This is a genomic window from Rodentibacter sp. JRC1 (assembly GCF_020521555.1).
Classification (GTDB): Bacteria; Pseudomonadota; Gammaproteobacteria; order Enterobacterales; family Pasteurellaceae; genus Rodentibacter; species Rodentibacter abscessus.
Genome location: NZ_BPWA01000001.1, coordinates 943427 through 957265 on the forward strand (window position 1 = coordinate 943427; position 13839 = coordinate 957265).

A 13839-nucleotide genomic window follows, 5' to 3' on the forward strand; every position below is an offset into this window, starting at 1 on the left:
AACAATCCCCTATTTATTATTAACTTTAACTGGTATTAATTTTATTGTTGAATCAGACCGATCAACTCCAGTTATAATTGTTCTAATAGGTTTATTATTATAATATGCATTAGTTATAGCAATCTTAATAGGATCACCATCTGGTAATTGGTTAGATACTGCATTGATCCAATTTTCAGATAATTGAGTAGTTTTTTCACCACCAAAACTTGCTCCTTTATTACTTAACTGAACTCTTCCATTCCTAATTTGCTTACTATCAATAATGACAACTGTTCCGTCTTTTCCTAATAAGACATGATCAAATCCATTGTTATTACCATATTTTCCCCCTTTTAACGGGGTATAACCTGAACGTCTTGCAAGATCGCCAATTAATTGTTCTGTTTTAACTCCTTTCGGGTCTCCATTCTTAACAATATCATTAATTAAATCTCGTTCTTTCGCACTCGTTGGTTTTAGCTCACAAGCAGCTCCACACACTTTTGATTTACTGATAAAACCTTTATCTGTTGAAATGGCTACATTATCAACTTCATCTATCACTTTATTTAATACCGAGTAATTTTTTACTCGATTAACTTGATGACCAACATGTTGAGGAAGCACTTTTGACACTTTCGCAACCTGCTGAATACTTTTTGCCAAAGCACCGCCAACAACCAAACCAGAAGCAGGCACGCCACTTATATTGCCGTCCAGATAGCCCAGCATTTCTCCTGCTAAAGCTGGATCGTTTTTCATGGCATAATTGAACGTTTTTTTCCATTCTTCTACTGAAAGCGAAATACGTTCCACAGTTTCAGTCGGGTGAGTAACAACATAAGCCAGATTTTTTACGGTTTCATCTAAATGAATAATGCTGTCAAAGGTATCTACAACACTATTAATTATTCCTTTTCCATCACCTTTTCTATAGCCTTGTAGGAAAGCAACGGCTTCTTCATCAGTAAATCCATACATTGCTTTTATAATGTCTATTTTTTGGGATTCCGTAAATTTATCATTATCAAATGCTAATGCATTATTCTCCACCGCATTCTTCGCTATCGCTGAACCCGTGCTGACTGCATTCAAGATTTCTGCACTGTTACCTTTAGTTGCCGCCCCTGCCGCTACACCGGCTAAGGCTTTGGTGATTTCAAGCACTTGCTCTTTTTCTTCAGGGGTGAGTTCGCTCGGCTCTTTTTGGTAAATGCCCTGCGTTAAGACTCTTGCCCCTAATTCAGCGGTTGCCGCTGAGATTGCACCGGTACTCGCTTTACCGCCCGAAAGCTCTGCTTCGATTGCGCCCCATAATACATGCGCCGCAATATTCGCCGTTTCGCTTTGTGCCGTGAGCGTTTTTATCGCTTGGTTTACATAAGGGGAAGCAGCTCCCGCCGCAATAGCTTCGGTCGGTTTACCTGCCAAGGCAAGGCTAAGTGCGGTTGTTACCGCCTCCACTTTGCGTTTATGTTCTCCCGAGGTTTGCCATTTCTCCGCTTCTTGTTTCTTCTGAGCTGCCTCTGCGATTTTTCCTGCTTTAGCCAGTTCGTCCGCTTCTTCATTCAGTGCCTTCGCTTTACTTTCCGTATAAGCCTGAGCCGCTGCGCCGATTTCCCCTATTGCATTACCAATCACCTGCTGTTCGCTAAGTTTTTGTTGGATATCAAAGGTTGCTTTCACTTGGCTGTTGGCTTGGCTAAGCTCAGTGTTTATCCCCAACGCTTTTGCCGTGGTTTCTAGCGGTCGGCTGTCTTTATTTAAGATGATTGTGCCTTCCGTTAACGTGGCTTTGGTCACACCGCTATCGCTTTCGGCTGCATACATCGGTATGCTTGAGTTGATGCTGTCGCTCTGTGGCGTCCCCGTCAGTTTGGCAATTTTTGCCTGTTGTGCCGCTTCTTCCTCAGTTTTGGCTTCTACGCCGCCGAGTTTATTCAGGTTGGCTGAGCCACTGATGCTGCCACTGATGGCTCGGCTTTGGCTTTCGTTTTTAATGTCGCTGAAGGTCAGGGTGTTGGTTTTCAGTTCACTATTAGTCGGGTTGGTACCGGCAATCGCGCCGCCCTTAAGTTGAACGTGGTTCGCATTAATATGGTAACCACCTTCTTCTGCAAATAAGCCCGACTGCTCAGCCACTTGTTTGCTGCTTGACTTGCCGCTTGAGGCATTGCCATAACCGCTTGCTCCCCATCCCGTTCCCAATGACACCTGTATTCTTCCGCCGAAGCCTGCGCTACTGCTTTGGCTGCGATGTTCATCTTGGCGGCTTTCTATCTTCAAGGTACCGCCCACATCGGTGTGAATTGTCTTGGCTTTCGCTACCGCACCCGCTAGAGTGGTATCACCACCGCTGGTAAGGCTGATGTTTTCACTCTCTAAATGGCTGTTGTTTTGAATTGTATGGCGTTCGTCTTGTTTCGCATTGCTAAAGCCGCCTTGCGCATAAACGTAAACCCCTGTTTGAGCACCGATGGCGACACCCGCACCCACTTCCACACCACTACTTTGTTGTCTGCCTTTTTGCGTTGCCGTACTTTGACTTGATTCAAGCACGAGCTCTTTTGCCGCATTTAAGCGAATTGAGCTGTCCGCTAACCGCTTGCCTTCCGCATCTCGACTCGTGAAATCCGTCTGTTTCGCACGAATATCACCACTGCGGGATTTGATGTCGATATGTTGTGCATTCAGCGTATTGCCTTGCGCTTCTGCCTGTTTCGATTCAAGTCGTTCTCGGCTGTGGCTATAGCCCGTGCCGGCTTCCACCCGTAATAATGCACCGCCGGCGGCCGCATTGGCGTAAGTAGAGTAAGCTTTTGCCGCAATGCCTAAGGCTTGTGCCGCTTTCACCCGGTCGTTCGCTTCTTTATTGCCTACGGTTCGTTCCACCGCTTGCACCAAATCAATTATCGGGGAAGCCACGCGGGCAAATGTCCCCATTTTTAAATCGCTTTGGTGGCTGGCGCTTTCGCCCGTATTGTGTGCCACGTCAAAGGTGACGTTTTCCGCTTCAATGTCGATGCGTTTTTTCGCTAAAATTTGACCGCTCTTTTGGTTAAAATCTTTGCCGGCATTAATCTCGACATTGCCGTTAAGACTTGCCACCATTGCACCGCTGTGGCTGACGCTTTCTGCATTTTCACTGTTTAATTGACGGTGATAACCCGAGAAACGCTCCGTTTCCGAAACCACCGCTTCACCGATACGGTGTTTTTCACCGGAAGTCGACTGCCCCGTCCGTTTTTGTGCCGTGCTTAACACGACATTCCCACCTGCGGAAATGCGGTTATCCTCCTCACTCACCAATTGCGTACCCATCAAACGCACATCACCTTGTTGTGCACTGAGTTGGCTATTGCCGCCAAAGGATAAAACGCTCGCCCGTTCTATCAGTGTATCCCCCGCACCCAGCTCTTTTTCACTAAATACCCCTGCCGCGGAAGTCGCCCCTTTCGAACTGTCGAATGATACGCCTTTACGGCTTGAACGGTTATTTTGTGTCGTGGACGAGCGGGCAACATCCAGCACGATGTCCTTCTTCGCCCATAAGCTGCCGTCACCTTTGGCTGAAAGTTGCGTACCTTGCGCAGTTATTGAACCCTCTCTTGCTTCAATGGTTAAATTACCGCCCGCATTGACTTCTCCTACAACCGCTGTGTGCGCTTCACTGTTTTTATTCAATGTGCTTTTCTGTGCTTTCAGATAAGGACTGCCCGGGCTTGCCATTTGATTGGTGGTTTTGCCCACGGCTTCCGCCGCAGTTAAAATTTTGCCGATAATCCCGACAGCAGAGCCTTGATTTGCTTGCTCTCCAAAATTATCTTTTGCCACTTGGAGCGGGTTATAAACTGCACTTACCCCGAATCCGGCAGATTTTACCTGATGACTGAATTGGTTAGTCTGATGTTCTGTCATCGCATTTAACCGAACGTTATTACCATCGATAATGACATCTTTTCCAGCATTGATTTGGGCAGCATTGCTGATAACATCGCCATTGCCGGCAGAGATGATAAGGTTACCGGAGGCGGCATTTAAAACGGTTGTCGCAACACTCGTTGCCGCATTGTTATCCCGCATATCCGATTTATTTTTTGAATAACCGACAGAGGCGATTCCCCGACTTGCCGAAGCAGACAGCCCGCTCTTTTTACGGATTTCTTTTGAACTGTTCGTCTCACGATTCACCGCAGCATCTAATAGGATATCTTTCTGTGCAAACGCACTAATATCATTTAACGCCACAATCTCCGCCGCCGTTAAATGAATATTGCCTTTGCGTGAAGCCAAGTAAACATCGTTACCCGCAATCACTGTACCTTTATGCTGTGTCGTCTCTTGAGTTTGTTTCTGTTCTAAACTTGAGGAACCAAGCACATTGCGCTTTTTATATTTATGATATTCCTCATATTCACGAGAACCTAATGCCGTACCTAGCACCAACTCATTTTCAGCCAACGCAGTTAAACGTGCTTTTGCGCCTAACTCCGCCCCTTCCGAATAAAGATTATTCGCCGAAAGCACAACATCTCCTTTACCCGACACTCGGCTAACAACCACATCATCCACTTTTTCATTACGATAGTGATTGCCACCGCCCATCTTCTCATCAAAGCCGACGGAAAGTGCGGTCAAATTCAGGTTATTTTTGGCAGACAGATAGGTTTGTCCTTCGCCGTCATTAATGATATCTGCACCACTAATATCAATGTTATTCGCCCCGATTTGTAACACGCCGTTTTCACCTTTGACGTGTAACAGCCCTTTACGACCAATCCTTGTATCTGTGCGTTGGTAGCCTTTTTCATTCACATTGGTCGTGTGTAAAGTGCTTTGGTGGGTGAAATTGCCGGCAACATCCAACAAGATGGCACGGTCGGCTTCAATCGTGCCGCCGATATTTTCAACATCACCTGAAATATTTCCAACAATCGCACTGCCGCTTAATGTGCCGGTGTTACGAATGGCTTCACTGTCAAATTTCACCAATTCACGCCCTGAAACCGTGCCGCTATTGATAAACTCTCTGCCCTTATGAGTGATTTTATTGGCTGAAAGTAGCGTGCCGTTGCCGGTGATGTCGCCTTTTTTCGCTAACGCATAAATTCTAGGCGCAAGCACTTGGGCAGCAGCTCCGTTAGGCAATCTTACCGATTGCGGTTCAAACCACACAATATCGGTGGTGAGTTGGGCAACTTGGCTTGGTGATAAGGCAATGCCCGGGCGTAAATTAAATTTTTGTGCGAAAGTCACCCCCGCATCCATTAACCCACGGTATTGGCTATCAAAATCCCGATAATCCCCCACAAAGTTTCGACCTGTTAAGCGGTTGATTTGCTCACGCACTAATCGCTGTTCATAAAACCCATCGCCCAAGCGTTTTTGCATTTGATTCGGCTCATAACGCAAGGCGTTGAACATATAATCACTGCTTAACCAACGTTTTCGGTTGGTGAAATCCGGGTCGGTTTCGATTAATACGTGACTATTCGGATCAGGATTTACTCGGTAAAGCACATTTTGCGGCACGGCTAGGTTCGGCTGAATACTGCGTACTTCAATATTATCCGCCAAACTAATGCGTTCTAACTTGCGTGTTGAGGCATCACTGGTATTCACCGGTCTGTTATCACCGTTTAATTCTGTAAATAATGCCGTATCTTTCTTCTCCAACTGCCCTAACGACTGTGCATTGGCGGCGGATAATGTTTGGTTGCTGTGATTTTCCACCCCGGTTAAGCGCAGTTGATGGGGCGTACGGGTTTTAATGCCATCATCGGTACGTTTGTTGTCTTGGTAACTGACGTTTTCTTCCTTACGCCAAACGTCCATCTCAAATGGGGTTTCGATGATGCGTTTGTAAGGACCGCTATTTTCCCATTTACGTTGATGGTAACGTTTGAAGCCGCCACGCCATTTTTCAAAGGTATAGACTTTGTCACCCGTATCGGTAATTCGATGTAACCCTCTTTCCCCTATGTTTTCAATATCCTTTTTTAAGGACATTGCTTGACCGGCAATCACATTACTACGCTCATTGATAAAGGATTGGCTATCAGAAGTGATCTGCCCTCCTGCAAGAATCTGCCCCGGCACAGTTTTCAGCACGGTGCTTTCATCAACGCGATGATTGCTAATGTGTAAACGCCAAAAATTGCGATAATGTATCCTTTGAAGATCCCCTAAACGTGCTTTATTGTGCTTTTCAATTTCTTTATCGAGAGGATTAATACTTTCGCTGTATTTCGCTTCCCAATCTTCTAACGGCTTAATATTTTTGACATAGTAATCCCATTTGATTTTTTGTTCTTGATACTTCGATCTATCTATAAAAGGGTGTGGTCTGCGAGGTCTTTTAAATTTCCCTTCTTCATCAAACCAGTCCTTTTCAACAAACCAAGGTTGTTCAGCTAAATCATCAAAAGGGAATGGAGGTTGTGCTTCTGCCGGTGCGGTGATGTTAAAATACGCCCAAATCGGGTTATCCGGACCATACTGACCGGCCTCCGTATAGCTACAGCTTCCTTTTCCGGCAACATAATCACAAACCATTTCATTGCGAATCGCAAGCGGCGTATCTTTGGTGATCTCATCGCCCAGTTTTAACACAACAGGCTCCGCACCATCACTTTTATACACTAATTGACCGGCACGGCTCCATCCTTCCCAACGCAGCAAATCCATTGAGATGTGAGGATCGTCCTCATTAATTGTTGATTTATCGCCGTTTAAAGGATTGGTAAACTCTGTTTTTAAATTACCACGCTCATGTTTCCCCATTGGCACAATATAGGTTTCATTTGTTTTTTCATCTAAGCGTTTTGTTATTTCCGTCGGCGCTTCACCCGTTTTCACATGCTCAACCTCAAAGAGCGTATTATTATTGTGAATGCGGTTGATATTGAAGTGAATATGTTGTTCGGATTCCAGTACGCTACTGTTATTGCGTAGCACCTCGGCATTGCCTTGTGCCCGATTTTCTGCGTTTAAGGTACGTCCGAAGGTCATATTGCCGACACTAAAGAGGGTTGCACCGACTTGATGGTCGGATAAATAATGTGCCGTGTTGTTTTCAATTTCTCGTGCGGCAATATCCAAACGCCCACGGGAAGCCACAACGGCAGATTTCATCTCACCATTGCCGTAATCTTTATCGCTGTTTTCAATTTTATCCGCTTGCAGCGCAACATTATCGCCGTAAATACGCCCCTTGCCCGTATTAAGCAGAAGCCCACCGGCTTTCACCACCGTTTGGGCATCCTCTGTCGGGCTAATACTGTTAATCAGTCCTTCATTGATGAGGTTGCCGTTAGCATGAATTTGCGTATTTGCACTACTTATTCTTCCATCACTATTGTTGGTAATATGGTTTGCCGTTAATGTGACGCTTTCATCGGCATACAAATTATGCTGATTAATCAGATTTCCTTTTGTTGTCACTGAAAGATGGTGATTCGCATTAATGTGGTTGCCGGTAACAAAGTCTTTCTGTTGGGTAATTCGGATTGTTTTACCTTCGATATGCCCATTGGTGGTCACTTCATCGGCGACAATGGATAAAGTATCCCCTGCTTGCAAACGCCCGTTTTGGTTATCAATATGTAATTTTTCACCTTTAATCGAAACAAGACCATTTCCCGTCACTTTACCTTGGCGATTATCTAAGTTTTGTTGTACCCTCAAGTGGCTTTCTTTGTGGCTATGAAGTTGCCCTTGTCGGTTATCAATCGATTGCGCAGAAATGTTCAATACCGCTGCTAAAATCCCTTGCGTCATTTTTTTTGATGTCGCTTGGGTATCGCTGTTATCAAGTTTTCCGGTGTTTAAGGTTAAAGCATGACCACTTTCAATAAATGAACCCGTTGTCCCCACTTTTTGATTATTGATACTTGTTGTTACATCTAAAGTAAGCTGATCTTTTGTGCGAATCTCTCCGCCACGGTTATCCACGCTATTCGCTTGAATAGACATTTCACCTAAACCGTGAATTTTACCCTGTTGTCGGTTATCAATCGCGCCGATAACTTGAAGGTTGCCCTGTTTCTCTGCATAAATCGCCCCGTTGTGATTCGTGATTGCCCCACTTTCAACCAGTAGATTCTTTTTACTAATCACTTTACCTTGTTGATTTTCCAGTGCTTGTTGTTTTAAGTTGAGGTGAAGTAAGCCTTGCTCGTTATACAGGGTACCTTGATGATTATTGATGCCATTGGCAAGGAGGGTAATATTTTGTTTAGCCGTGAGATAACCAAAGGCGTTATTGAGTTTTTCTACGGTTGAAAGCAATAAGTTTCCTGTAATGGCATTCACATTTCCTTTTTGGTTGTTTAGGTTATTTGCTTGGATTTCAACTTTATCATTGGCATGAATCCGTCCTTCTTGGTTATTTAAATCACCTAAGGTTTGGATACTAAGTGATGAATTGCCTTGTAACACCCCCGATTGGTTATCAAGAGAAGTGGCGGTAATAGTTGCCGATTCCCCACTGATTCTCCCCTGTTTATTGCTAATTTCTTGATTGACCGTAACTTTTTGAGAACCAAGTGAGGACAACACACCCGAATCATTTTGTATAGATTGTGCCGTGACGGTTTGATGCTCTTGGCTTAACACGTAGCCCTGTTTATTCAATAATTGTTGTGTATTTACAATCAATTTGCCTAAGGAAATGATTCCTTTGTTTTGCGGTTGATCCGTAGATTGTGATTCACCTTTCGTTTCTTGATTATTTAAGTTGCCTTGGTGAGTGTTAATCAACATATCCTGACGACTTTGGATTAAGCCCTCTTGGTTATCTAATTGACCGCTTTGAATCGTAAGACTCGCCCCGGCGCTTAGTTTACCTTGTCGGTTTGCGAGTGCCTGCTTGCGAGTATCTATATTAAGATGACCTTGCTCTGCAATAAGAGTCGCATTGGTATTATTTAACCGTTCACTACGAATAACGGCATTATTTTTGGCAACAATTTCAGCTTGCTGATTATCTAATTGCCCTGCAGCCGTAATATTAATGTTTTGTCCGACCAATTGGCTATGTTGAGTGGAAACAATCTCACCACTTGCTAGAACATTTAATGATTGTTCCGCTTTAACGGTACCCTTTTGTTGGTAAAGATGGGTAATAGTGGCATTCAAGTTATTTTTCGCAACAACCGAAGCATTATTATTATTTACAATGCCTGTACTGATGTTTAAATCCGTGCCGGCATAAATGACGCCGTCCTGATTGGTGAGTTTTTGTCGGTGTGTATCAATCGTTACCTTATTTTGTAAACTACTGATTTCACCTTCTGTATTATCAATCGCCTGACTTGAAATCGTTAAAGAATCCGTATCCGATTGAATAAGGCTATTGATGTTTTCTAATTGATGAGCAACCGTTAAGGCTATGCTATTTGCAACGATTTGGCTTTTATCCGTACTCTTAATATTTTGGGCTGAGAGCGTAACTTTATCCGCATTAATAACGCCATTTTGCTGATTTAAGTTACCGGACAATGTAAATTCCGCCGGTTTAACGGCATAGATTTGACCTTGGCTATTCGTAAGGTTAGCCGTCTTTAAAGCGAGATCTTGTTTCGTATAAATTAAACCTTGTCTGTTGTTAATCTCAGAGGTCATTAAATGTTGTTTACCTCGACTCACAATCCGACCTTGTTGATTTGATAGATTCGCCGACTGAATATCAAGTTCACCAAGTGCCACAATCCCTTTATCTTGTGCTTTCGTTAAGGTTTGTTGGTTAGAAAGGTTTTTTCCCTGAGTATTAATCGTTATATTTTGATTTGATTGGATCAAACCGCCGTCATTCAGTAATTCCCCTGAAGTAATTTCAACACCTTGATTTGCAAGCATAACCCCTGAAGTTGAATCCACTTTACCTTGGGCGGCATCAACCTGTAGTTTACCCTTGGCAATGAAACGCCCTTGTTGGCTATCTATACCCTGCGCCTTTACGGTTAAATCACCTTGGTTTTTAAACGTACCGCCTTGATTTTGGAGTTTATCCGCAACTTCGAGTTTTAACTCGCCCGAACCTGTTTGCTCCCAGGTCGCTTTTCTGGTATTGAGTGAAGATTGTGTGGTTGTTATCCGTTCTGCTTTTAAATAGCTTTCCTGCGTTTCAAGCAATATCGGCGTCTTCAATTTTAAATCTTTCTCTGCAATGAGTTCGGCTTGATTGGCTTGGATTTTACCTTGAGAAGCATCAACGGAAATTGAGTGGGCTAACGTGCGACTATGATCTAAATCGGCTTCTGAAGCGGCAACATCGATTTTACCCGATGCGATATTTTTACCTTGTAAAGTCGCTTTCTGTGAGGTCTTAACCCTGATATTTTTACCCTGTGCGGACATTTTCTCGATTGTTCGCGCTTCACCTTTTGGCGTATCTTTAACATCAACATCCGCCGCAATCAATGAACCGGGCGAAGCATTCACATTTTTTGCTTGGTAGATAACTTCGCCACGTGCAACGGTTTCACCACGTTGAGTAATGTCTTGTTCCGCATTTTTCAGAATATTGCCGCCACGAGCTACAATAGAACCGTCATTTTGAATATTTGCCGGGGTCTTCAGCTGAATATCACCTTGTTTATTCTCTATTTTTCCTTTGTTCTCAATATTTTGGCTTGCCGTAAGCGTGACAGGTTTATTCGCATTAAGCGTTCCTGTATTTACAATACGTCCTTGGCTATCAATTTTTAAGGTTTCAGCACTCGCACCAATATGCCCTGCATTACGTACTCCAACACCTTTTTCCGTACCAATAAGATGGATTTTTCCTGAATACATTCCTCCTAATTCACCGACATCTACGGCAAATTTAGGTTGATTTTCCTCGGCAAGCGTTTGGGAAGTATGAATAATTTGTAGATCTTCCGTATTATTTGAACGCTTGATCGTATTCTTACCGGTGATAACTTTCGTTTCTTTCTTAGACCAGATCCCCGCATTGACTTCCATCTCTCTTGCTAGAATTTCCGTATAATCTACACGGCTGTTATCTAATCCTTTACCTAAAACTTTAACTTTGCCTTTTTCCACCACAAAACTTTCAAGGTTGCCATTCTGAATTTGTGGTTTACCTGTGGTAAAGGTAGTTCGATCAGAATTAATTACACCACAACCTTCACAATGAATGCCGTTAGGATTTGCGATAATGACATCCGCTTTTTTACCGGCCACCTCCAGGTAACCTTTTAATTGACTCGGATTATTGGAAGTGACTTCATTTAAAATTACCTTGGCTTCACCACGTGCAAGATAAGGGTTGCCCTGCACCCAACCACCCTGTTGGGTTTGGGTGTTGGTACGGCTATTGTTTAGAATCGCCCCTTTGGTATCAACATTAAAGTGATTGTATTTATTATGGGAAAGTCCTTTATCATTCGGGGTTTGAATATTGACTTGCGGTAAACCATTGGCGGTTTGCAAAACAATAGGTTGTTGGTTTTTCGGTGCGGTTTTATCCGCTTGAATAATCAATGTTTCCGCCAATACATTATCAGAAAATGCGACAAAGCCTAATGCACAAAAGAGGCTAAAACTAAGGGGCTTAAGTGCAGCAAAAAGTGCGGTCATTTTTGAGCAAGTTTTTTCACCCTGAGCCTTATTCTGCGATTTGGCTAACTCCGACACCACTACAAAACGTTGTAAGGTTTTACTGAAAATGACACGGAAACATTGTTTATTCATATTTAATCCTATTTATTGCTATTGTTAATAAGTAAGCAGCATCATGTAGCACTTGCACGAATCATCGTATCGTGCCGTTAGGCGAAGCCGTAACGCACCGATAGAGGGTTTAATGATGAAATGGTGCGTTACGCAAAGCCTAACGCACCCTACCTCCGATAAATATCGGATATAAAATCCTCTTTGTGCAACTGCTACATAATACTGTAACCAAGGGCAGCTTGTCCGATATTAGAAAGCGTAATTTAAACTAAAGCCGGCAACGGTATGGGATGTTTTAAATCCATTCGGTTTACTGAGAGGTGTACCGATGAAAACATCATAAGATAGATTGCGAATATTCCCACGTAAACCTAATACCGCCCCCATCAAATGATGTCCTAGCCGTTGTTGATCAGATTGCCCCATCACTCGACCTCCATCTAAAGCAGCATAAAGTTGATGACCAAGACTATTCACATTCCAAGCCAATTCATTTCGCCATAGCCAACCACGTTCACCAGAAAGCGTTAATTCTCCATCAAATCCACGTACGGTGTAACGCCCACCGATACTAAACCTATCTTGCGAAATAAGCGGTGTTTTATTCCATTGACCGTTCCAACTTGTATTGAATTGCCATGGCTGTTTTCCCCATATAAAAGGCTGGGTAAAATTAATCGAGGCCGTAATAATACGTGGGCGTGATGTCCCCTCATTCCAGAGTTCTTCAGGTGCAGATAATGCACCTCTAGCACCTGTTCCCCGTTTATAGTTTCCTGACAATTCAAGTGTTGCATCGCCCATATATTCTTTATGAGAGAAACCGGCTTCCCAACCGGCCATACGGCGTTTTTGTACATCAATTTCACCACCATCGACATAATTTCGAGATTGACGAGACCAAAAGCTCCCTGATACTGACGTTTTACGTTTACTATCCCGATAAAGTAAATAGGAAAGTGTTGCTTTGGTCGTGTTGCTTTTACCTGAATACAGATAATTATTATCAAAGGCACCAAAAACAGCTTGATGATAGCGGCTATATGTTTGTGAAGCGGATAGCGTCCAATAACCAAAAGGAACAGAATAATAGAAGGTGAGATTTTTATTGGCTCGGCTACCTTTATCATCATTGTTCGTTTTTAAGCTATGAGTGAAAGACGTATAGAAAAGATCATTCGCTGAGAAAATATTATCAACGGATAACGTACCGCTGGCTTGAAACTTCCCTGTTGAGGTAGAACCTGCATCATCTATCCCTAAATTTAGTCGAAAAGGAAATTGTTGTGTATAACTTATTTTTAGATCGCTTTCGCCTACCAAAGCAGAATCGTCTTCACTTGGTAAAATTTCAATATTTGCATCGACAGTTGGCACTCGTTTCAAATTTTCAAGAGTTTGCTCAATATCACGTACATTTAAAAGATCACCTTTTCCAAAAGTAAAACCCGTCAAAGCACGAAGTTTGGTAAACGGTGAGATAACGATGCTACTATCGGCAACAATCGTATTACGCACTTTTCCCAAAATCACGGTTAAATTCAGCTTACCGCCACGCAAGTCCTGTTCCTCGGTAACGACTCGCGTTGTCACATAACCTTTTTCAATAATATTATTTTGAACTTGCTTCATTAAAATACCTAATCCTTCACCGCCAAAACAGTGGGGTAAGGTTAATTTTAAGTCACGTGAAGCTTTATCTAATGCCCATTGGAATCGGCTTGTTGATGATGTTGAGCCGTAGTCGCTCAAAGAAATGTGTGAAATAGGATAGCAAGGAGATTCTTGTTTTAAAAACGAGAAGGGTTCTTTAACATCAGTATCTAACCGAACATCGGTCTGCCGCTGTAATTGTTGATCTTTCGATTGTTGATATTGCTGTTGCCTCTGTTGCTGGCTTGCATCAAGTCTATTTAATTCTGATAAACTCGGGGGCTGATTTGCCAAAACGGTAACGGAGATAACGCTAAATGTTATACTGAGGAATTTTTTTTGAAAGCCCATAAATTTTTATATCCGATTCACTTAATCAATGTGATCCGGATTCTATATGATTATTCGTGGCATATCAAATGAGAAACATATAAATAACAGATTGTTTTTGTTATATTTATCCAACCGTATTGTTCAAAATATGTCATACTCTACCTATTTCCCATAATTACATTAATCACT

General features: G+C 42.9%; 2 protein-coding genes. Both read right to left on the reverse strand.

The window, feature by feature from the left end; genetic code table 11:
• Positions 1-9: 9 nt before the first annotated feature.
• Positions 10-11682 (reverse strand): hemagglutinin repeat-containing protein, encoded by an 11673-nt coding sequence (locus HEMROJRC1_RS04255; protein ID WP_226691774.1) that lies wholly within the window; start codon positions 11680-11682, stop codon positions 10-12.
• A gap of 231 nt (positions 11683-11913) precedes the next feature.
• Positions 11914-13668: a ShlB/FhaC/HecB family hemolysin secretion/activation protein gene (locus tag HEMROJRC1_RS04260; RefSeq protein ID WP_226691775.1), complete on the reverse strand. Its 1755-nt coding sequence runs from the start codon at positions 13666-13668 to the stop codon at positions 11914-11916.
• Positions 13669-13839: the final 171 nt, after the last annotated feature.

Coding starts and splice junctions, on each gene's coding strand:
- HEMROJRC1_RS04260 (WP_226691775.1), bottom strand. CDS start 13,668: ATGGGCTTTCAAAAAAAATTCCTCAGTATAACATTTAGCGTTATCTCC.
- HEMROJRC1_RS04255 (WP_226691774.1), bottom strand. CDS start 11,682: ATGAATAAACAATGTTTCCGTGTCATTTTCAGTAAAACCTTACAACGT.